The sequence below is a fragment of the Bacillus sp. FSL R9-9530 genome, assembly GCF_038008145.1.
Classification (GTDB): domain Bacteria; phylum Bacillota; class Bacilli; order Bacillales; family Bacillaceae_G; genus Bacillus_A; species Bacillus_A mycoides.
In genome coordinates, this window is the sequence record NZ_JBBOYO010000001.1 from 211840 (window position 1) to 232806 (window position 20967).

Annotated in this window: 22 protein-coding genes; 15 read left to right on the plus strand and 7 right to left on the minus strand. The window is 33.3% G+C overall.

Going from position 1 to position 20967, the window contains the following annotated elements:
* Positions 1-11: 11 nt before the first annotated feature.
* The 3 genes from MKX66_RS00990 (at position 12) to MKX66_RS01000 (ending at position 1551) form a co-directional block, all read left to right on the plus strand.
* Positions 12-368 (plus strand): CidA/LrgA family holin-like protein, encoded by a 357-nt coding sequence (locus MKX66_RS00990; RefSeq protein ID WP_002190466.1) that lies wholly within the window; start codon positions 12-14, stop codon positions 366-368.
* Positions 369-391: 23 nt separating this feature from the next.
* The gene (locus MKX66_RS00995; protein WP_341085302.1) at positions 392-1063 is read left to right on the plus strand and encodes an LrgB family protein; all 672 of its coding nucleotides are present in this window, start codon (positions 392-394) and stop codon (positions 1061-1063) included.
* Positions 1064-1128: 65 nt separating this feature from the next.
* Positions 1129-1551, plus strand: coding sequence for a YfmQ family protein (locus MKX66_RS01000; RefSeq protein WP_002088014.1), 423 nt, complete (start codon positions 1129-1131; stop codon positions 1549-1551).
* Between the two features lie 27 nt (positions 1552-1578).
* On the opposite strand, the gene MKX66_RS01005 is transcribed toward MKX66_RS01000, so the two are convergent.
* On the minus strand, positions 1579-1980 hold the full coding sequence (locus MKX66_RS01005) for a CBO0543 family protein (protein WP_044442960.1): 402 nt from the start codon (positions 1978-1980) through the stop codon (positions 1579-1581).
* Positions 1955-3133 (minus strand): DUF2515 domain-containing protein, encoded by a 1179-nt coding sequence (locus MKX66_RS01010; protein ID WP_215590101.1) that lies wholly within the window; start codon positions 3131-3133, stop codon positions 1955-1957. The genes MKX66_RS01005 and MKX66_RS01010 overlap by 26 nt, the downstream gene beginning before the upstream one ends.
* A 467-nt stretch (positions 3134-3600) precedes the next feature.
* On the opposite strand from MKX66_RS01010, the gene MKX66_RS01015 reads away from it, so the two are divergent.
* The 4 genes from MKX66_RS01015 to MKX66_RS01030 are packed head-to-tail and all read left to right on the plus strand — an operon-like array spanning position 3601 to position 6949.
* Entirely contained in the window at positions 3601-4587 is a 987-nt protein-coding gene (locus tag MKX66_RS01015) for a UDP-N-acetylglucosamine 4,6-dehydratase family protein (protein ID WP_088039991.1), read from the plus strand.
* Positions 4584-5492 (plus strand): NAD-dependent epimerase/dehydratase family protein, encoded by a 909-nt coding sequence (locus MKX66_RS01020; protein ID WP_341085306.1) that lies wholly within the window; start codon positions 4584-4586, stop codon positions 5490-5492. The genes MKX66_RS01015 and MKX66_RS01020 overlap by 4 nt, the downstream gene beginning before the upstream one ends.
* Positions 5493-5521: 29 nt before the next feature.
* The gene (locus MKX66_RS01025; RefSeq protein WP_341085309.1) at positions 5522-5836 is read left to right on the plus strand and encodes a DUF6572 domain-containing protein; all 315 of its coding nucleotides are present in this window, start codon (positions 5522-5524) and stop codon (positions 5834-5836) included.
* A 48-nt stretch (positions 5837-5884) separates the two neighbouring features.
* Positions 5885-6949: an undecaprenyldiphospho-muramoylpentapeptide beta-N-acetylglucosaminyltransferase gene (locus MKX66_RS01030; protein ID WP_061674386.1), complete on the plus strand. Its 1065-nt coding sequence runs from the start codon at positions 5885-5887 to the stop codon at positions 6947-6949.
* 107 nt (positions 6950-7056) lie between these two features.
* Here the strand turns inward: MKX66_RS01030 and MKX66_RS01035 are convergent, their stop codons facing one another.
* Positions 7057-9777: a putative bifunctional diguanylate cyclase/phosphodiesterase gene (locus tag MKX66_RS01035; protein WP_131246444.1), complete on the minus strand. Its 2721-nt coding sequence runs from the start codon at positions 9775-9777 to the stop codon at positions 7057-7059.
* Positions 9778-10202: 425 nt separating this feature from the next.
* Here MKX66_RS01035 and MKX66_RS01040 point away from each other — a divergent pair, with 425 nt between their 5' ends.
* Both MKX66_RS01040 and MKX66_RS01045 read left to right on the plus strand, forming a co-directional pair.
* Entirely contained in the window at positions 10203-10592 is a 390-nt protein-coding gene (locus MKX66_RS01040; protein ID WP_341085310.1) for a VOC family protein, read from the plus strand.
* Positions 10593-10816: 224 nt separating this feature from the next.
* On the plus strand, positions 10817-11392 hold the full coding sequence (locus MKX66_RS01045; RefSeq protein ID WP_341085311.1) for a histidine phosphatase family protein: 576 nt from the start codon (positions 10817-10819) through the stop codon (positions 11390-11392).
* Positions 11393-11459: 67 nt separating this feature from the next.
* On the opposite strand, the gene MKX66_RS01050 is transcribed toward MKX66_RS01045, so the two are convergent.
* Positions 11460-12104 carry a YczE/YyaS/YitT family protein gene (locus tag MKX66_RS01050; RefSeq protein WP_002190457.1) on the minus strand — a complete coding sequence of 215 codons (645 nt, stop codon included), beginning with the start codon at positions 12102-12104 and terminating at the stop codon, positions 11460-11462.
* A gap of 182 nt (positions 12105-12286) precedes the next feature.
* Between MKX66_RS01050 and pepT the strand changes: the two genes are divergently transcribed.
* Positions 12287-13519: a peptidase T gene (gene pepT / locus MKX66_RS01055; protein WP_002128664.1), complete on the plus strand. Its 1233-nt coding sequence runs from the start codon at positions 12287-12289 to the stop codon at positions 13517-13519.
* Positions 13520-13620: 101 nt separating this feature from the next.
* Positions 13621-14685: a lactonase family protein gene (locus tag MKX66_RS01060; protein WP_215590097.1), complete on the plus strand. Its 1065-nt coding sequence runs from the start codon at positions 13621-13623 to the stop codon at positions 14683-14685.
* A gap of 34 nt (positions 14686-14719) precedes the next feature.
* On the opposite strand, the gene MKX66_RS01065 is transcribed toward MKX66_RS01060, so the two are convergent.
* Genes MKX66_RS01065 through MKX66_RS01075 form a run of 3 tightly spaced genes read right to left on the minus strand, consistent with a single transcriptional unit; the run spans position 14720 to position 16735 of the window.
* Positions 14720-15631 (minus strand): DNA-3-methyladenine glycosylase 2, encoded by a 912-nt coding sequence (locus MKX66_RS01065; protein WP_113769727.1) that lies wholly within the window; start codon positions 15629-15631, stop codon positions 14720-14722.
* A 2-nt stretch (positions 15632-15633) separates the two neighbouring features.
* Positions 15634-16158, minus strand: coding sequence for a methylated-DNA--[protein]-cysteine S-methyltransferase (locus tag MKX66_RS01070; protein ID WP_215590095.1), 525 nt, complete (start codon positions 16156-16158; stop codon positions 15634-15636).
* A gap of 4 nt (positions 16159-16162) precedes the next feature.
* Positions 16163-16735 carry a bifunctional transcriptional activator/DNA repair enzyme AdaA gene (locus MKX66_RS01075; protein WP_215590094.1) on the minus strand — a complete coding sequence of 191 codons (573 nt, stop codon included), beginning with the start codon at positions 16733-16735 and terminating at the stop codon, positions 16163-16165.
* 154 nt (positions 16736-16889) lie between these two features.
* Between MKX66_RS01075 and MKX66_RS01080 the strand changes: the two genes are divergently transcribed.
* From MKX66_RS01080 to MKX66_RS01095, 4 genes are all read left to right on the plus strand, one after another.
* Entirely contained in the window at positions 16890-17648 is a 759-nt protein-coding gene (locus MKX66_RS01080) for an exodeoxyribonuclease III (protein ID WP_341085312.1), read from the plus strand.
* 303 nt (positions 17649-17951) lie between these two features.
* Positions 17952-18917, plus strand: coding sequence for an iron-hydroxamate ABC transporter substrate-binding protein (locus MKX66_RS01085; RefSeq protein WP_341085313.1), 966 nt, complete (start codon positions 17952-17954; stop codon positions 18915-18917).
* A gap of 27 nt (positions 18918-18944) precedes the next feature.
* Positions 18945-19952, plus strand: a complete 1008-nt coding sequence (locus MKX66_RS01090) for a FecCD family ABC transporter permease (protein WP_002014660.1) — start codon at positions 18945-18947, stop codon at positions 19950-19952.
* A complete protein-coding gene (locus tag MKX66_RS01095; RefSeq protein WP_002142808.1) occupies positions 19945-20967 on the plus strand; it encodes a FecCD family ABC transporter permease in 1023 nt (340 codons plus the stop codon). Before MKX66_RS01090 ends, MKX66_RS01095 begins: the two co-directional genes overlap by 8 nt.

Consider the following 20967-nt stretch of genomic DNA (forward strand, 5'->3'; position numbering starts at 1 on the left):
GAGGGAAAGAAATGAAGTACGTGACGCTTTTACTTCAAGTAGGCGTGCTATATGTGTTTAGCTTAGCTGGTACGTGGATTCAAGGAGTATTCCATCTGTCGATGCCAGGAAGTTTAATAGGGATGTTAATATTGTTTCTACTCCTTTCTACTCGTATTTTTCCATTAAAGTGGTTTGAGGTAGGGGCAGAAAAGTTAATAGTATTTTTACCGTTATTTCTAATTCCTTCGACAACAGGATTAATGGAATATGGATCTTTTCTTTTAAGTAAGGGGAGTGTTATATTCCTTTTAGTAATTGCAAGTACGGTAGTAACATTGATTGTTTCAGGGTATGTAAGTCAATTATTAGTAACATCAAAAAAATAAAATCGACAAGGTGCACGATTCAAATGGTCTTAATTATTATTACTGTAGTAATTTATTTATTGGCGACAAAGTTATATGAAAAATTTACGTTTCCATTTACGTTACCGGTATTAACAGTTACAGCAATTATGATTTGCTTATTTTTGATATTTGGTATTTCTCATCATGAGTATAAGGAAAATGGGGGAGACATTCTTTCAGGTTTTTTGAGTCCTGCAATTGTAGCGTTAGCCATACCTCTATTTAAAGAGCGAAAGATACTTATGAAAAACTTTTTAGCGATACTAATCGGCGTAGTGATAGGTATAGTGGCTTTAACGAGTATGAATATAGTGATTGGTGGAATTTTAAATATAGATAAGGAACTTATATTAACAACTTTACCACAATTAGCGACAATGCCTATTGCCATTTCATTAGCGGATCAAATTGGTGGCATTCCATCTATGACTTCTAGTTTTGTAGTTGTTGCAGGAATAACAGGTGCTATTATCGGACCGACAGTACTTAAGTTTTTCCGAATAACAAGTACGATTGGAAAAGGAGTGGGGATGGGCTGTGCATCACATATTATTGGTGTGAGCCGTCTAGTGAAAGAAGGAGAGAAAGAGGCAACTATCGGTTCGGTAACGATGATTGTAACAGGGATACTTATTAGTATATTAGTACCTTATGGAGTGAAATTTTTATTTTGAAAATTAATGAATCGTAATAAGGAGCATAACACTACTCATTTTAGAGCGTAATGGAGATGATTAAAATGACAACATGGTTTATAGTTACATTATTTATTTTTGGTGCTCTTAAAGTACTAGTTTCTAGTATGCCAACTTCTGTTGTAGAATCAATTATTAGTAGATTTGAGTTACACCAAAAACTTGATGAGGAAAATACTACTGTAACGGTAGATGGGGAAAGTATAGAAGGAGAAATGAAACTGCAAGTTATTCATGAATTTAACGAGGCTTTATTTTTAGATAAACATTATTTTCCGCCGCAAGGGAATGGTACACCGATAGTCATGGAGACGAAGAAAGGAAAAAGAGAGATTAGATTTTCTATATATAGCTACGAGGAACACGTTGATGTAGTAAAGCAATATAAGAAGAAAGTAGTTGCATATCGTTTGCGATCAAAAAGCCTTCAAAGTCGTTCAGTAGCAGTGACTGAAGATTATGCTTAAGGAGAGACCGTTATTATAACGGTCTCTTTATTTTTGCATCCAAGTATATAATTTCCAAATAAGAGAAAAGAAAATGATATATCCAAATAAAGAATAAGCATGATGCCAATTCCCGTTATGTACAAATAAACCTAACCTCTCAGCAACTTGTTCAAAAATACTAGCACAAAGCCCTATTAAAATAATAAATAGAGTTCTAGAAACTGCAGATAATGTTTTTGAAATTTGTATGAAAATGATTGTTAAAATTGGTAGCACAAACAACGTAAAGCCTATGTTAACTGAAAATATAGATGAGAAAGGTCTAACTGGAAAGGAATATATTTGTGTATGCACAAAGAAAGCATCTAAGCAAGTTCCAATAATAGAAGAAAGTAAGACTGTAACTAATAATGCTAAAAAATCATTCTTCTTCTCGAAGGAGGACATTTTTCTTTGCGAGAATTGCGAGTTCAATTTTTTCGAGTGTTTTGCAGTAGTCTTCTGTAATTTGTCCATTTATATTTTCCTCCTTATCAACTAAATAATTTACAACTTGCCAATCGTTAAACCAATCTTCATTTTCAACTTCTTCATGTTTCATATCCCGCCATGCATAGATGAGTGCAGGGCTGTATATACGATACGCGTCACTACGTAGCTGGCATTTCTTTATTCGGCGTTTATAAAACTCACGCGAAAAAGATTCATTTACACTAGAAAATAAATGAGGCCAGTAATCTTTTCTTGAGCCTGTATGTGGATGGTGATGGACCCAGTTTATTATTTGAGATAAAATATGTGTATCCCGAAATAACAATGAATACAACCGTTTTCCAAGTGAAATTCGTTCATGCAAAGAAGTGAAATGTTTCATTGTATCACCAAATAGTAATACTTTTTGCTTTTTATCATTTTCGTAAAATGGGAAAAGGATATGATTAAACTGAAAAAAATCAAAGAGTTTAAATCCAATACTATTTAATACAGTCTTTTTAAAGTGTGCATTTTGAATAACTCTTTTTTCTAAGTAGTTTTGTTCATTAACAATAGTTGCGATCGCTAATGTTTTTTTGTTACCTGTTTTCCAAAAATCGTTCCACATTGTTTCCATAAATGTAGAAACATTTAAGTGAGTGAGAAGGTGAAATAGCTTTTTTGATTTTTTTACACTTTGCTCATATAGTAAAAATTGAGGATATACATCTTGAAAAATGAGCCAATTTCCTCTTTCTAAAAAAGAGAAAAATGTAATTTGATCTTTCTCGGATAAAAGCCTCGTATATAAATCTCCCTTTAAATCTGTCATATTCCAGCCACCGTTACGTGATACGATATGCCCAAGTAGTGCCCAATGTATTTCTGGATATTGAATGTAAAATTGGTAGTATGCACGTGTTCTTGTGACGTTATTTTTATTTAGTTCTTTTGTCTGAGCTTTAATTTTATCGATGATAAGTTGCTCTTCTTTCGTTAATTTATATATGGTAACAGAAGAGATGAGATCGCTTTTTTGTTGTAACTCGTTTTTCACGTCGAATAGGGAGAGAGGGAGTGCTTTTGAGAATTCTTTAGATGTATTGTTTGAATTGCTTTGGTACATTCCATTACCTCCCTTTTCTATGAGTTTAAATGTGGTATTGGTTATGAATCATTCCATTTATCTCGCTATTAACGAGCAGTAAGACTCCCATCTCAAAAGTCGGCTAAAGCAAAGAAGTTAGGTGAGGGTGGGGCTGCTCGTAAAAGCCCGATTGATTCAACTAATAATCAGTGGGGGATGGACAAAATCCCCACTAATTAAAGTTTCACTTTATTTTATTACGAGTATAAGAAATAAATGAGCGGTGTTTTTTAAACCAGTAATATAGTTATCATTCAAACAGTATAAAGAAAATCTAATTGCTAAGAAGTGAAATGAAAAACAGAAACTATTAAAAAATAGTTTCTGTTTTTTTATTTTGTCAATTAAATGTAACAAACGACGATTATGATTTGAATCAATTGAAAATAATTCAATAACCTTAATAAATACAATTTGAATTGAAATGTATGGTAGGAGGAAAAGGAATGCTTAATAAAATAATTTTAATTACTGGTGGTACAGGTTCGTGGGGACACGAACTTATAAAACAACTATTAGAAAAATCACCGAAAGAAATTAGAGTTTTTTCAAGGAATGAAACGGTTCAGTTTGAAATGCAGCAACAGTTTATAAATGAAGAGAGATTGAAATTTATTATTGGAGATATTCGTGATAAAGAGCAACTAGTATATGCTTGCCAAGGTGTACATTATGTATTTCATCTTGCAGCTTTAAAGCATGTTCCAGTATGTGAATATTATCCTTATGAAGCTATAAAAACAAATATACATGGTACGCAAAATGTAATTGAAGCATCTATCCAGAATCAAGTTGAGAAAGTTATATATGTTTCAACTGATAAAGCGGCGGATCCATCAAATACGTATGGGATGACAAAAGCAATTGGTGAAAAATTAATGGTTCATGCGAATGTGCAAACGAAGAAAACAAAATTCATTTGTGTTCGTGGCGGAAATGTTCTAGGAACGAGTGGAAGTGTGGTACCGCTTTTTAAAAAGCAAATTAAGCAATCTTCAAAAGTAGGGATTACCGATGCAAATATGACTAGATTTTTCTTAACCATTGAAGATGCTGTTGGATTGTTATTTAAAGCAGCATCTGAAGGAAGAGGAGGAGAAATCTTTGTTATGAAAATGCCAGCATGTAAAATAACGGATTTAGCAAGAATATTGATTGAAGATTCGAAAAAAGAAAGCGTGAAGATAAAAGAGGTAGGGATAAGACCTGGTGAAAAATTAAGTGAAATGCTTTTATCTGAGGTAGAGAGTAAAACAAGTATTAGTTTTGATCAAAATTATTTTGTGGTACTACCGACTATTCCTATAGAAGGACTTCAAGAATATTATGCTAGTTATCCGCTTGTGGATGTGAAGAGTTTTAGTTCTCAACAAGACTTACTTACAAAACATGAGGTGAAACAAATGTTAGAAAAAGGAGGGTTTTTACGATGAAAAGAAATGCGAGCCTTTTAATAACTGGTGCAAATGGCTTCACAGGACGTCATGCTTGCCAATATTTTTTAGAGCAGGGCTTTCATGTAATTCCTATGTTTCAAAATCGTTCACATAGAGAAAAAATCGAAAATGGTATTACTTGTGATTTAACAAATAAGAGTGAAGTAATGAAGGTAATTAAACAAATAAAACCAGACTATGTATTGCATTTAGCAGGAAGAAACTCAGTTAATGAGTCTTGGACAGCTTCTTTGGAATATATAGAGATTAACGTAATAGGGACTTTATATTTATTAGAAGCCATTAAGCAGGAAGCCTCGCATTGTAAAACATTAGTTATAGGATCTGCATTGCAAGCAGATAGTATGAAAAACATAAAAGTTTCAAATCCATATAGTTTAAGTAAAACTATGCAAGTCATTATTGCGGAGGCTTGGGGCGGATTAATGGATTCAAATATTATCATTGCAAAGCCCTCAAATTTAATTGGTCCAGGAGTATCGAATGGTGTTTGTTCAATTCTCGCAAAAAAAATGATAGATATAGAATCGGGTAGAAGTAAAGCGATTATTGAAGTAAACAGTTTGAAAGATAGTAGAGACTTTCTAGATGTACGTGATGCAGTTAAAGCGTATCATGTGTTATTACATGATGGTATAAATGGAAAACAATATAATATTGGATCAGGAGTAAAACGCTCTTTATTAGATGTATTGGAACAATATAAAGGATTAACACAGTTGAATTTTACTATAAAAGAAACAGAGAATAGTGAGAGCGGCTCAAATGAAAGTTTAGTATTAGAGGATATAAAAAAGTTAGGTTGGGTTCCAGAAATCCCATTTCAGCAATCATTAAAAGATGTACTTGAGTATGCGAAGTGTAGTGACATCTGCATTTAATGAAAAATATAAAAGGATGTAAGAAATATATGAATTGTTATGAGACTATAAATAATCAAAATATGCTATCGCTTTCGATTGTTGATACGCTGGATTGGAAAGATGAAGAAGGACATGTTTTGCGCATCTATGAGGCGATAAATACATGTCGAGCATATGTGGAAAAGGTTAATCGAAAACCCAAAACAATATATACAGGAACTAGGCCTGTAATCCAAGTCTTTACTCAGTATGAATGTAGTGAGTATGGAAATGATTTTTATGAACTCATCAAAGATCTTTTGCAAGACATAGGTCTGGAGTTAAAGATTTATATAAATCATAGTAAGTTAATGTACATTTGAAAGATTACTATAAAGCTAGACTTTAAATGATAAAGGTGGATATAAGTTATGAATAAAAAGATTCTCTTTACTGGGGGCGGTACAGCCGGACACGTAATGATTAATATGGTATTGATTCCTAAATTTATGGAAAAAGGATGGGGAGTTGAGTATATTGGATCTCAAAATGGAATTGAAAAATTATTAGTTCAAAATGTTAAGTACAATAGTATTTCAACGGGGAAGCTCCGGAGATATTGGGATTGGGAGAACTTTAAAGATCCTTTTAAAATTATAAAAGGCTGCTTACAAAGTTATAAATTAATTAAGAAAATAAAGCCTGACGTTATCTTTTCGGCAGGAGGATTTGTTTCAGTTCCTGTAGTAATAGGGGCATGGTTAAATAGTGTACCTATCGTAATACGTGAACCAGATAGCACCTTAGGACTTGCAAATAAAATAGCATTACCTTTTGCTACAAAACTATGCACAACATTCCCTCATACAGGGAAGAATGTAAGTAATGAGAAAAAGGTTTATGTAGGACCAATTGTAAGGGAAGAAATTGAGAGAGGTAACGTATTACGAGGAAGAAGGTATTGTGAATTTCAGCAAGATAAACCGGTATTGTTAATAATGGGTGGGAGTCAAGGTGCTAAGTGGATAAATGATATGGTAAGGAAAAGTTTAGATACATTATTATTAAGTTTTAATATTGTTCATATGTGTGGTAAAGGGAAGGTGGATCCTTCTATCGGAATGGAAGGTTATATGCAATTTGAATATATAGGGGAAGAGTTGCCACATATACTGAATATGGCAAGTGTTGTAGTTTCCAGGGCTGGTTCTACTGCTATTTCTGAATTGTTATTTTTGAAGAAACCGATGTTGCTTATTCCGTTAACTAATGGTTCCAGTAGAGGGGATCAAGTTTTAAATGCTGACTATTTTTCTAGGCAAGGATATGCGGAAGTATTACTTCAAGATAGAATAAGCACCAGTACATTTACAGATGTGGTAAATAAGTTGTATGTAAATAAGGAGAGATATATTCAAAACATGAATGGATTTAAGAAAACAAATGAGGAGGGAATTCATCAATTAATAGATTTAATAAATGAAGTAGTTAAATAATAAAAAAAGGAAAGAAATTATTTTCTTTCCTTTTTACTATAGTTGTTCAAATTCATTATTACCTATAACGATTACATTCCGTATAGAGTTATATGCATTTTGATTTACTATGGACGAATACCGTTTTCTAACAGCTTAGTAAATGCATTGGCATAAATAGGTTTACTGTAATAGTAACCTTGAATAAACTGACATTTATTTTTTTGAAGGAAATTTACGTGTTCTTTCGTTTCTACGCCTTCAGCAATGACAGACATTCCTAATGTATTTGCTAATGTGATGATTGTTTTAATGATTTCCATTCCATCTTCACACGTTTCAGACATTGTAATAAATTCTCTTGGGATTTTTAACGTATCGATTGGATATAAAGGTAAGTAGGCTAGGGAAGAATAGCCTGTACCAAAGTCGTCGATTGAAATGTGAATCCCTAAACTTTTTAGTGTACGCAGTTTTATCAATGTTTCTCTCTCATCCATCATTGCAATTCGTTCTGTTAATTCTAGATCAAGGGAACTTGCTGGTAAGCCTGTAGTTGCTAAAGTAGAAGAAATAGATTTTACAAAGCCTTCTTGTTCAAATTCTTTAGCAGATAAATTTACCCCTATTTTTAAATGCGAATATCCGAGTGCGTGCCAACGTTTCATTTGCTCACAAGCCTGCTGTAATGTCCATTTTCCTATTGGAATAATTTGTAGTGTTTCTTCTGCAATCGGAATAAACTCGTATGGAGAAATAACACCTAATTCAGGATGATTCCACCTGATTAAAGCTTCTGCACCGATAATTTTATTAGATTCACTATCAACTTGAGGTTGATACAAAAGGAACAATTCTTCATTTTGTATTGCGTTTGGTAAATCTTTTTCTAATCGTAATCGTCTTTCGATTTTTTTAGCGATTACATCGTCATAAATAGAGACAGAGTTAAGCTCTTTTGCCTTTGCATCATACATTGCAACATTAGCGTTTTTCAGAAGTGTAGCGGTATCGATTCCGGAATGTGGATAAATGGAGATACCGATACTCAGTGATAAAGTTAATTTATGCTCATGTATGACAAACGGCTTTTCCATGCTTTCAAATAATTGGTTACATAACTCGAATAAGGAATCTTCGTCAGTATAGTTTTCAATTAAAATTGTAAACTCATCACCACCGATTCTTGACAGATGAGTATGTGATGGAAGACATGATTGGAAACGTTTTGCTACTTCTTCTAGTATGTAATCACCTGACGAATGTCCAAGTGTATCGTTAATTACTTTAAAGCGATCTAAATCTAAATATAATAATGCAAACTCACTTTGTGTTGTTTGAGCATTTTTTATAAATTTTCTTAACTTCCTATGGAAAAAGGATCGGTTCCCAATTTTCGTTACAGTATCGTGGAATGCTAAATATTTTATTTCTTCTTGTTGTTTTTTTAGTGCGGTAATATCCTTTACCATAATATAGCTTCCTGAAATTTGTCCATCTATCATAATAGGAACGATGGTAACGTATAAAAAATAAGTAAAGCCATCTTTATATTGAGAACTAAGTTGTAAGGATGCTGATTCTTGTTGTTTAACTTTTTCTAATGCAGATATCAGTTTATGTTTATCTGCATCTAAAATAATAGAAAAACATGTCTCACCAAGTAACTCGTTCGTTGGTGCTCCAAGTAGTATGCTTCCTGCTTTATTTACATTTAAGAATATTCCATTTAAATCAATCGTAAAAATGGGATCAGGATGATATTCATATAATGATTTGAATTTTTGTTGTTTCTGAGATAGGGCCTCTGATTTATGGACTAAATCAGAAGTTCTTAAAGTAACTTTTTCTTCTAGTTGAGCATTAAATACTTGTAAACGTTTTGTTAGGGTGTCGTTTTGCATACGCACAATAGAATGGCGAATAAGTACGAAAACAAAAGCGATACAATTTCCTGTAATGAGAGTTGAAGACGATGTTTGTTCTTTTAATGTAAACCCGATTAGTATTGCAACAGCAAGATAGGGAAATACGACTAATACTTTTTTTCCTAGTATAGGGTTTACAATGAAATAATTTTTATGGCTATTATCATCTTCTGAAATAGACCCAGCTATTGCGATAAGCAATATAGGTATTCTATATAAAAGACGTAAAAATGTTATAGTGTCAGTTGATAAATGGGTATTTAAGTAAAAATAAATATAGTTAAAAGTTGCAGAACTAATCAATACAAAAATAAAGATATAAATTTTCCGCTTGGACTTAAAAATTGTTGGGCGGAAAAAGAGACTAACACCTAGTAGAAGAAATAATAGATCTGCAATTGGATATAGAAATGAAAGGAAAATATCTCCGAGTGAAAGTGAAAATATATTTAAATTTGGCTGATTAAATAAATACCATTCTAATGTGAATATGGAAGTAAGTACTATACATATATCACAAATAAAGAAAGCTTTTTCCCATTTATTGCATTCTTTTAAAATCTTATAGCAAAAAGCGATAAGGCAGAAGAATAGAAAAAACATGTAAAATACATCAGAAATAGTAAAATGATGTATTGGAAGTTCGAAAAAGGTATCTTGATACGTATATACTACTTTTCCTAATAAAAAACTACCAATTGCAATTGTAATACATATCCAAAAAGGATTTGAACTAACTTTTTTAGAGTATATAGAGTAAATTAGCGATATAAATGTAATGACTTCAACGATGAGTGAAGCGAAGCGTACATTGAAATTTGAAAAATTAGTAGGGAACAGAAAGAAAAACATAAAATAGATTGAATAGCATATTAATGTTGTGATTAATATACATAGCTGTAAATTTTTATTTAATTTCAAAAAAATCACCTTCTTTAAGTATGTACTATATTCGTAATATCTGTACATAATAATATCACTTAAGGATTGTATCAGATTTCCTTATAAAAAGCATGCTTATAAGGAAAAAATAAGAGTGCAATAATTCTTGAAAATGAAAAAACACTACATTTAATGATTTTTAGTGTATCAAGATTTTAGATGGGAATTGTATATTTAGTCATCCAGTATATTTTAAAGGTTTTTTAGTGCTTTGCAAGTGGAGATGCAAATTTGCATATAAAATGATGGGATTTTCTTTCTAGGTGAGTTTTTGATTGTTATAGGCTAGTAAGTAACACCTTTGTATGTATCTATTTTCATACTAATGAGGGATTTCAAAAATGTTTTAAGTATATACAATAAAATATAGTCATTCATTACGTTTTTAGTATGGGAGGAAAAGCATGAAAAATTGGGTGAAGTTTCGAATAGCACGTCCAACAGATAAGTTTGAAGAGGTTATAGCATTCTATGAAAAAGGATTAGGTTTAAAGCGTATAGGTGAATTTTACGGTCATGAAGGTTACGATGGCGTCATGTTTGGACTACCAGATGAAGAATATCATTTAGAATTTACAAGATATATAGATGGGAGCCCATGTTCAGCTCCAACAAAAGATAACTTACTTGTATTTTACATGCGAGAAGATAGTGAAATGAAAAAAGTGAGTAAAAGGCTGCATACAATGGGGTATGGTGAAGTAGAACCAGAAAATCCGTATTGGAAAGAAAAGGGGATAACGATAGAAGATCCGGATGGTTGGAGAATTGTATTGATGAAAATAGAAGAATGAGGTGTGGCGAAACTAGAGGAGAAAGACGTTTCGAGTTTTGATAGTGTAAAAGAAAATATATATAAGCTTCCTTGAATGGGATAAAATCAAGGGGAAGCTTTTTTGTGAATTTATCTGAAGATTAACATTTGATAATTTGTTCTGGAAAGATATGAAATAAGAACGTATATTCTTATGAGTTGATAGTCATGTCTTTAAAGAGGGATATAGAAAAGGGAGGAATTATGAATACATATATCTATATGGTTAGGCATGGTGAATCGCCAAAATTAGAAGGAAATGAAAGAACACGTGGATTAACTGAGAAGGGAATTTTAGATGCTCAAAGAATAACTGAGATATTAGAAACAGAGGGAATTAATACTTTCATTTCAAGTCCGTATAAGAGAGCTATGTTAACGATAGAAGAGTCAGCGAATCTCCATGAAAAAGAAATGTTAGTATATGAAGATCTTAAAGAGTGTAAGTTTTCAAATGAAAATAAAATTATATCGGATAAGGAAGTGTACCCACTTGTAAAGGAGATGTTTTTTAATCCAGAATATGCACTGACAGATGGCGAGTCATATGCGGATTGTCAGCGAAGAGTAGTGAGAGTGTTAAAAGAAATATTAATGAATTTTCAAGGACATAAAATTGTAATTGGTACACATGGGCTTGTAATGACACTAATGATGAACTATTTTGATAATCAATATGGACTTGAATTTTTAATGAATATATCCAAACCGGATATATATAAGCTAGAATTTAAAGAAGAGCAATTAATGAATGTAGAGAGATTATGGAGAGAAGAATGAAATGGGATATATGGAGTGTGTTTTAAAAATTACTTTTAAAACACACTCTTTTGCATTAAGTTGAGTTTTAAATATTTTCACTAATACGTTCTTTGTTTTTGTTATTTAAAGTATGTAAGAGTTTTTGAAATACCTTAAATGAATGCTGGAATATTGGACTTTGAATAAAAGTGTATAGAAAAGTTACGATAAAAACAGGACCTCCTAGCATGAATCCAATGACTAGTACAAAGCATTCTACAATGATTCGAGCACGGCTAATAGATAACCCAGTTTTGTCAGAAATGGTAAGCATGAATCCATCGCGGGGTCCAGCACCAATGCCAGCCGCGACGTACATGCCGCCCCCAATTCCTGTAATTGCAATACCAAAAAATAAAATGAGTAAGTTTATCCATAAATAATCACTAGCGTTTGGAAGGATTTTTGATTGTAAGAAAAAGTCCATAATAGGACCGATAAGTAGTGCATTTAAAAATGTGCCCACGTTTATATATTTTCGATCTACTAGTAAAGAGATAAGAACGAGACATAATCCACATATGACACTCCAAGTACCAATTGTCCACCCAAACCGTTGGTAGAGAGCCATATTTAAAACTTCCCAAGGATGTAAACCGAGGAATTTAACTTTGACTGCGAGAGCATTTCCAAGTCCAAAAAAAATTAATCCTAGGAAAAAAAGAAAATAGCGAAAGAGAGTTAGCCTCATCTTTAAAACCTCCCAATATATAATGATGTATATTACATGTTTGAATTTCAATGTACAAATATTATGTCTTTTTATGATTTATTAAAAATGTAAATGGATATATATTTCCACAGTCAAAAAAGTTAAAATATTTCGTTATAAGGATTATAATAGAGAGAGAACTATAAAAGGAGTGAACGAATTTGAAACAAGAACTTATTGAAAGATTTACGAGATATGTAAAGATTGATACACAATCAAATGAAGAAAGTCATACAGTGCCTACAACACCAGGGCAAATTGAGTTTGGTAAGTTATTAGTGGAAGAGTTGAAAGAGATTGGGTTATCAGAAGTGACGATGGATGAAAATGGTTACGTAATGGCAACACTGCCTGCTAATACAGATAAGGATGTTCCTGTAATCGGCTTTTTAGCTCATTTAGACACAGCAACAGATTTTACAGGGGAAAACGTAAAACCACAAATTCATGAAAATTTTGATGGTAATGCGATTACGTTAAATGAAGAATTAAATGTTGTGTTAACACCTGAACAGTTCCCGGAATTACCATCATATAAAGGACATACAATTATTACAACTGATGGTACAACACTTCTTGGAGCAGATGATAAAGCTGGTCTTACAGAAATCATGGTCGCAATGAATTATTTAATACATAATCCGCAAATTAAGCATGGGAAAATAAGAGTAGCGTTCACACCGGATGAAGAAATTGGCCGTGGACCATCGCATTTTGATGTAGAAGCGTTTGGTGCATCGTTTGCTTATACAATGGACGGAGGTCCATTAGGTGGTTTAGAATATGAGAGTTTTAACGCTGCAAGTGCCAAATTAACTTTTAGAGGGACAAATACCCATCCTGGAACAGCGAAAAACAAAATGCGTAACGCAAGTAAACTCGCTATGGAATTCGATAGACAGTTGCCAGTAGAAGAGGCGCCAGAATATACAGAGGGATATGAAGGTTTTTATCATTTACTCTCTTTAAATGGTGATGTCGAGCAAAGTAAAGCTTACTATATTATTCGAGATTTTGATCGTAATCATTTTGAAGCGCGTAAAAATAACATTAAAGATATTGTGAAAAACATGCAAGAGAAGTACGGCGAAGATGCAATCGTTTTAGAGATGAATGATCAGTATTATAATATGCTTGAAAAAATTGAACCGGTGAGAGAAATTGTTGATATTGCGTATGAGGCAATGAAAAGTTTAAATATTGAACCGAATATTCATCCAATTCGCGGTGGAACAGATGGATCGCAATTATCATATATGGGATTACCAACGCCAAATATTTTCACTGGTGGTGAAAACTATCACGGTAAATTTGAGTATGTTTCGGTAGATACTATGGAAAAAGCTGTTCAAGTAATTGTAGAAATCGCAAGACGATTTGAAGAACAAGCTTAAAAAGAGAACCAAGTAGTAATGAAGTGCTACTTGGTTCTTTTCTATAGTAAAAAATACAAAGTGAAACTTGTTACAAGACGTTTGTAAAAGGGGGAAATGTTATGAGTGAAAATCAGTTTCATGGTTATATAGGGACATATACCAAAGCAGAGAGTAAGGGGATTTATAAATTTATACTTGATACGAACATCGGAGAACTTAAAGGGATTGAATTAGCAACTCATATAGGAAGTCCGACATATGTAACGATTAGTCATAACAACGAGTACCTTTATTCTGTTGCGAAAGATAATGGGTTAGGTGGAATTGCTAGTTTTTCTATTCATAATAAATCCGGTAATCTAAATTCGATTAGCATGCAAGTTTTAGAAGGGGCATCGCCGTGCTATGTAAGTGTGAATCGGGAGAATAGTATAGTAGTAGCAGCTAATTATCATAAAGGAACAGTAGAGTCCTATTTAGTGAAAAAGGATAATGGAAGTTTAAATGCTGCTACGGTAATTGTAGAACATAAAGGGTCAGGACCAAATAAGGAAAGGCAAGAAAAGGCACATGCTCATTATATAGATTTTACTCCTGATGAAAAATATGTAGTAGCAGTTGATTTAGGAATAGACAAGGTGATTACATATAAAGAAAGTGATGGAGAACTAATAGAAGTTACACGGTTATCTGTAAAACATGGTAGTGGTCCAAGGCATCTTATATTTCATCCAAGTGCGCAGTATGCATATGTTATGACAGAATTAAGTTCAGAGATTATTGTACTTCAATATGATGCAAAGAGTGGCAGTTTTAAAGAAAAACAATACATTTCTACATTACCTGAAGATTTTAGAAAAGATAGTTACGGAAGTGCAATTCACATTTCTTCTGATGGCAAGTTTGTTTACGCAGCAAATAGGGGACATAATAGTATCGCGGTTTTCCGAGTGAATGAGCACAATGGAGAGCTCGCTTTTATTGAAACAGTATCGACAGAAGGTGATTGGCCACGTGATTTTTCTTTAGATCCTGATGAAAAATTTTTAATTGCAGCGAATGAAAGATCTAATACTTTGACTTTATTTGCTAGGGATGAAATGACAGGGGAGCTAACGCTTGTACAGACGGACGTAAATGTTCCAGAGCCAGTATGTGTGAAGTTTTTACATGTGAAAAAATAGATAGGTTTCCCTATCTATTTTTTATTAGGAAATTTTAATATAGCACCCGCCACAAATAAAAAGTCGCGTAAGACTCCCAATTTGTCCAATTTGATGCAAATTCTTTTATTTCATTTTTAGTCGGTTTCTTTTCGGAACCTGCTATAAATTTAATTGCATTATGCAAACCAACATCATCAATTGGAAAAGCTGAAGGGAATCGTAAACAACGCATCAAAACATAGTGAGCTGTCCATGGCCCTATACCGCGAATGCTAGTTAATTGTTTTTCAGCTTGCTTCACATCTTGTATTTGTAATAGAGATTCTTTTGATAATTTACCTTCTGTAATGAGCTGCGCGACGTCAATTAAGTATTCGCACTTTCTTGTAGTCATTTTTAATGTTGCGAGATCTTCTACATCTAAATTTGCTATTACTTCAGGTGATGGGAATATCCAATGTTTTCTACCGTTCCAATCTACATAATCGCCAAAATTTTCGACTAATCTTCTTTTTAGAGTATAGGCATATGTGAGGTTGATTTGTTGACCTAGAATCCCCCAGCATAGTGCTTCAAATAAATCCGGAATTCCCAAAGTACGAAGACCGTAAAATTCTTTAATGGGTTTTTGAAGGAGTGGGTCGTGTTTAGCTAATTTATAGAAGGGAGCTAAATCAGTAGTTAAATCAAACCACTCTTTTACATAGTTAGATACGGCATCGTGTGCCCATTTTTCAGAGACATATGATTCTCCTAAAAAACGTATTTGAATATTACTATCGGCATTAAAACCAATTTCAACTAATGGATTTATGTTTTGAACAGGAATGACTTTATAGATTTTATTATTTTCAATATGAAACATACATTCATTTTTAGAACGCGATAGATAGCGTAAGTTTTCTTGAAAACTAAATTCTTTTGGAACGACTAAAGACAATATTTCATTACAATCCTCTGTCATATTTACTCCTCCCGAAGCGCTTCTAATTTGAGCAATTCTTTTTTCATTTCTAAACCACCTCTAAAACCGGTAAGTTTACCATTTTTCCCAATAACGCGGTGACAAGGAATAGTGATAAGCAGAGGATTTGCCCCAACGGCAGTCCCAACTGCACGTACAGCGTTAGGTTTTTGAATTCTTTCCGCAATCTCTGAATAAGAATGTGTCTCCCCATAAGGAATTTCACGTACCGTATTCCAAACAGCTAATTGAAATGCAGTTCCGTAAACATCGATAGGAATTGTAAAGGTTTCTAGTTTGGTTTCCAAATACTCGATAAGTTCTTTTGTATATGTTTGCAGATAATCTGGATTTTGGATGAATGTATGTTGTGGCAGTTTTTTGCTAGCCCACGTATTTAGTTCTTCAAAAGTTTCATTTTGCGATCCGATGAAGCATAATCCATTTGAAGTAGCTGCAGTATGCATACGCCAATGTTTATGAATAAGCAATGTCCAATATATAGTTTTATTTTCATGTGGTTTCATTATTTCATACCTCTTTTATTCCGTTCTTTTTTCGATATTCAGTAGGGGTAAATCCTGTCTTCTTTTTAAATAAAGTCGCGAAATACTCCGGATTTTCTATCCCGACATCAGTACTAATTTCCATAATGGATTGATTTGTATGTGAAAGGTATTCTGCCGCTTTTTTAATTCTGAATTGCTGTATATATTCTATTGGACTAATCCCTACAATTTTCTTGAAAGTGCGTTGTAGATGATAAGGGCTACCATGGCATATTTCTGCGAGTAAGTCGAGGGTTAGCACGTCACAATAATGTTTTTGGATATATTCTTTAATTTGCTCTACCCATTCTTCATTAGGTAAAGTTAGCCCGTTTGGTTTACAACGTTTACACGGACGAAAATTTTCATGTAATGCTTGCTCTGCCTTAAGAAAAATACGTACATTGTTTTTATTCGGTATTCTCGATTTACATGATGGTCGGCAAAAAATACCGGTTGATTTTACAGCGTAAAAGAATTTGTCATCATATGTGGAGTCATTATGAATAATTGCTTGCCAATACTCATTTGTTACTGTGAACTCTTCATTATGCACAGAACATCACCTCTGGCATTAGTATAACCTGAATAAAGTACGTATGTACGTATTTACGAATGTAAGAGCAAGATTACAAAGATGAAACTATGATAGGGTATCTATTTTGTGTTAGCATGAAAATTGAAAATGCACATCAAGAGGAGGAACATAGATGAAGTTGATTTCATGGAATGTAAATGGTTTGCGAGCAGTTATTGCAAAAGGTGGATTTCTAGAATATCTAGAAGAATCTAATGCAGATATATTTTGTTTACAGGAAATTAAATTACAAAGTGGACAAATTGATTTAAATCCCGAGGGATATTATACATATTGGAATTATGCTGTGAAAAAAGGCTACTCAGGAACGGCTATTTTCACGAAAAAAGAACCGATTTCTGTTACATATGGTTTAGGGATTGAAGAGCATGATCAAGAAGGACGAGTTATTACGTTAGAATTTGATGATTTTTATATGATAACGCTGTATACACCAAATTCTAAACGAGGATTAGAACGTTTAGATTACAGAATGGAATGGGAAGATGATTTCAGGGCCTATATTAAGCGATTAAATGAAAAGAAACCAGTTGTTTTTTGCGGAGATTTAAACGTCGCACATAAAGAAATAGATTTAAAAAATCCAAAAAGTAACCGTAAAAACCCTGGATTCTCTGATGAGGAGAGGGAGAAGTTTACACGTACTTTAGAAGAAGGATTTGTTGATACGTATCGCTACCTTTATCCTGATCAGGAAGGAGCATATTCGTGGTGGTCGTATCGTATGGGAGCGAGAGCAAAAAATATTGGATGGCGTTTAGATTATTTTGTTGTCTCGGAAAGAATGAAAGACAAAATAACAGAGGCGAAAATTAACAGTGAAATAATGGGATCAGACCATTGTCCAGTTGAATTACATATAAATTTCTAAAAAAGGAAGTATCTCGCTAATAATAGGCGGATACTTCTTTTTAATTCAGTTTGTTAAAATTTTTCAAATCATTCTTGAAATAATTGCATATTAAATATATACTTAGTAACGATAATCATTATCACTGAAAAAGGTTATCGATGGATGAAGTGTAAAAGAATTATAGTTTAGGGGAAGTGAATGAGAATGAGTTCCGGATAAAATTATTAATCTAATGAAATATATGTTTGGGACAAGTTTCATGTAGTTAAGTTTTCATATAAAAATAATCTATTTACAAGTTTTGAGAGGAGATATATAAAGATGAACAAGAAGTTATTTACATTAGGGATGGTTACAGTTTTAAGTGTAGGTTTAGCAGCATGTAATAGTACGGATAAAACTTCAGGGGAACAAAAGCAACAGACAAAAGCTACGGAAACAAAAAAAGATGAAAAACGAAAAATTACATATGTAGGTAAAGAATACACAGTACCAGCAAAAGTAGATAAAATTGCAACAGCTAGTTTAGAGTCAATGGAAGATGCAGCAGTACTTGGAATTAAACCAGTCGGTGCAATTACTGTAGGTGGTAAATTACCAAAGTATCTTGAAAAAGAATTAGAGGGTGCAAAATCTGTGGGTGAAAAAATGCAACCTAATTTTGAAACATTACTTCAATTAAAACCGGATGTTATTACATCTAGTACGAAATTCCCAGCAGAAACAGCTGAAAAGTTTACGAAAGTAGCTCCGACGTTCCCGGTATCACACGTTTCAACAGATTGGGAAGATAACTTAAAGTTAATGGGAGAATTAACTGGTAAAAAAGATAAAGCAGAAAAAATTATTAAAGATTACAATGCGGACGCTGAAAAAGCAAAAGCAAAATTAGGAGATAAGTTAAAAGACAAAAAAGTACTTGTAATTAGACTAAGAGCAAATGAATTATTCCTATATCCAGAAGGAGTATACTTCAACCCTGTAATTTATAAAGATCTTGGACTAACTGCTCCAGAACAACTTAAAACTGTAAAAGCACAAGAGAAAATTTCATTTGAAAAACTTGCTGAACTTAACCCAGATTATGTTTTCTTACAATATGAGGCAAGTGAAAATAAAAACCCGAAAGTGCTAGAAGAAATTGAAAGCAATCCAATTTGGCAAAGTATGAATGCTGCGAAAGAAAAGAAAGTATTTGTAAACGTTGTAGATCCAATGGCCCAAGGTGGCACAGCTTGGAGTAAAACAGCATTCTTAAAAGAAGCAGTGAAAAATTTATCTAAATAATACAATAAGTAAGGTGCGTTGAATGATATGCAGAAAACGAATGCGGTACCAGTAACCATTTTATGTATAGCACCCATATTGATTTTATTTACAGTTATACTTTCTGTTTTATATGGGGCGAAAAACATTGATGCTGAAACAGTGTGGAATGCTTTATTTCATTTTGATTCAAGCGATGTAAATCATAATATTATTATTACTTCACGTTTACCAAGGGTAGTTGCAGCTCTTTTAGTCGGAGCATTTCTAGCCATATCAGGAGCACTTATGCAGGGGATGACAAGAAACTATCTTGCATCCCCTTCTATTATGGGTGTGACGGATGGTGCAGCCTTTGTTATTACACTTTGTATGATTTTTCTTCCAGGAATGTCATCGATTGGTATGGTTTTATGTTCAATGATTGGCTCTGCACTAGGAGCCGGTATAGTGTTTGGTTTTGGCTCACTCCTTCAAAATGGCTTATCCCCAGTTAGATTAGCAATTATAGGGACAGTTATTGGAACATTTTTAAGTAGTGTATCGGCTGCAATGGCTTCATATTTCCAAATTTCTCAAAATGTTAGTTTTTGGTTTAATGCAAAGTTAGATCAAGTGGACCCTAATATCATTAAAATCACGATACCATTTGGGATAATTGGTATAATTTTAGCACTGTTAATATCAAAATCTATTACCATTCTTTCTTTAGGAGAAGAAGTTTCTATTAATCTAGGGCAGCGTACAAAACTAGTTAAGGCGATGGCAATTTTATCAGTTATTTTTTTAACAGGAACAGCAGTTGCTTTAGTGGGGAAAGTTGGTTTTGTAGGTTTAATTATTCCACACATTACGCGCTTTATAATTGGAGTAGATTATAAGTGGATTTTGCCTTGCGCAGGCGTTATTGGTGGAGTTTTCTTAGCATTATGTGACATTTTAAGTAGATTTGTAAACTATCCATTTGAAACGCCAATTGGAGTCGTTACTTCCTTAATTGGAATTCCTTTCTTCCTTTATTTAATCCGTACAAGAGGAGGAGAGAGACATGCTTAAAAGTTCAAGTCAACGTTTTGGAATGACAATGGGGATTAGTATATTTTTAATATTATGTGCTATTTATATTAGTTTAACGAATGGTACGTTTGATATTACGATTACAGATGTATTTAAAACACTCTTTAGAATAGATCCAGTACCAGACCATGATTTAGTTATTTTTGAGTTTCGCCTTCCGCGCATTGTAATTGCTGGATTAGTAGGATTAGGCCTCGGTGTTGCGGGTGCTGTAATTCAAGGGATTACGAGAAATGGATTGGCGGACCCAGGTATTTTAGGAGTGAATGCCGGAGCAGGTACAGCCATCGTAATTTTCATGTTCTTCTTTCAAGGGCAATTAAAGAGCACAGACTGGGTTTCTATTATGATGATGCCGATGTTTGGTTTAGTCGGTGGGCTAGGAGCCGCTATAATAATTTATCTGTTTTCTTGGAAAAACGGTAAGTTAGACTCGCAACGTCTTTTATTAACAGGGATTGCAATTGGATCTGGATTTGGAGCGTTTTCTATGTATTTATCGCTCAAAATGAAGTCAACTGATTTCGAGATGGCTGCAGTTTGGGTGTCTGGAAGCATATATAGTGCAAACTGGAAGTATATTGTTGCTATGTTGCCGTGGCTTATCATATTAATTCCGCTTATACAAAAGAAAGCTTATTTATTAGATTTATTTCAATTGGAAGAAACGAGTATTACAAGTCTAGGTGTTTCAGTAGAAAGAGAGAAATCTATTTTACTATTAAGTAGTATCGGACTTGTGAGCGCATGTGTTGCTGTTTCAGGAAGTATTGGTTTCATTGGACTAATGGCACCGCATATAGCGAAAAGACTTGTCGGTATTCAGCATAAGCATATAATTCCTACGTGCGGAGTAATCGGAATGTTCCTTGTAATTGCTTCAGACTTTATTGCAAAAACAGTTTTCACACCTGTAGAGTTACCAGTTGGAATCGTTATTTCTATTGTCGGTGTACCGTATTTCTTATATTTACTTTATAAGGCGAAAGCGTAA

Bases quoted from the DNA above. Each gene is read 5' to 3' on its own strand.
- MKX66_RS00990 (WP_002190466.1), top strand. From the start codon at position 12: ATGAAGTACGTGACGCTTTTACTTCAAGTAGGCGTGCTATATGTGTTT.
- MKX66_RS00995 (WP_341085302.1), top strand. From the start codon at position 392: ATGGTCTTAATTATTATTACTGTAGTAATTTATTTATTGGCGACAAAG.
- MKX66_RS01000 (WP_002088014.1), top strand. From the start codon at position 1,129: ATGACAACATGGTTTATAGTTACATTATTTATTTTTGGTGCTCTTAAA.
- MKX66_RS01005 (WP_044442960.1), bottom strand. From the start codon at position 1,980: ATGTCCTCCTTCGAGAAGAAGAATGATTTTTTAGCATTATTAGTTACA.
- MKX66_RS01010 (WP_215590101.1), bottom strand. From the start codon at position 3,133: ATGTACCAAAGCAATTCAAACAATACATCTAAAGAATTCTCAAAAGCA.
- MKX66_RS01015 (WP_088039991.1), top strand. From the start codon at position 3,601: ATGCTTAATAAAATAATTTTAATTACTGGTGGTACAGGTTCGTGGGGA.
- MKX66_RS01020 (WP_341085306.1), top strand. From the start codon at position 4,584: ATGAAAAGAAATGCGAGCCTTTTAATAACTGGTGCAAATGGCTTCACA.
- MKX66_RS01025 (WP_341085309.1), top strand. From the start codon at position 5,522: ATGAATTGTTATGAGACTATAAATAATCAAAATATGCTATCGCTTTCG.
- MKX66_RS01030 (WP_061674386.1), top strand. From the start codon at position 5,885: ATGAATAAAAAGATTCTCTTTACTGGGGGCGGTACAGCCGGACACGTA.
- MKX66_RS01040 (WP_341085310.1), top strand. From the start codon at position 10,203: ATGAAAAATTGGGTGAAGTTTCGAATAGCACGTCCAACAGATAAGTTT.
- MKX66_RS01045 (WP_341085311.1), top strand. From the start codon at position 10,817: ATGAATACATATATCTATATGGTTAGGCATGGTGAATCGCCAAAATTA.
- MKX66_RS01050 (WP_002190457.1), bottom strand. From the start codon at position 12,104: ATGAGGCTAACTCTCTTTCGCTATTTTCTTTTTTTCCTAGGATTAATT.
- MKX66_RS01060 (WP_215590097.1), top strand. From the start codon at position 13,621: ATGAGTGAAAATCAGTTTCATGGTTATATAGGGACATATACCAAAGCA.
- MKX66_RS01065 (WP_113769727.1), bottom strand. From the start codon at position 15,631: ATGACAGAGGATTGTAATGAAATATTGTCTTTAGTCGTTCCAAAAGAA.
- MKX66_RS01070 (WP_215590095.1), bottom strand. From the start codon at position 16,158: ATGAAACCACATGAAAATAAAACTATATATTGGACATTGCTTATTCAT.
- MKX66_RS01080 (WP_341085312.1), top strand. From the start codon at position 16,890: ATGAAGTTGATTTCATGGAATGTAAATGGTTTGCGAGCAGTTATTGCA.
- MKX66_RS01085 (WP_341085313.1), top strand. From the start codon at position 17,952: ATGAACAAGAAGTTATTTACATTAGGGATGGTTACAGTTTTAAGTGTA.
- MKX66_RS01090 (WP_002014660.1), top strand. From the start codon at position 18,945: ATGCAGAAAACGAATGCGGTACCAGTAACCATTTTATGTATAGCACCC.
- MKX66_RS01095 (WP_002142808.1), top strand. From the start codon at position 19,945: ATGCTTAAAAGTTCAAGTCAACGTTTTGGAATGACAATGGGGATTAGT.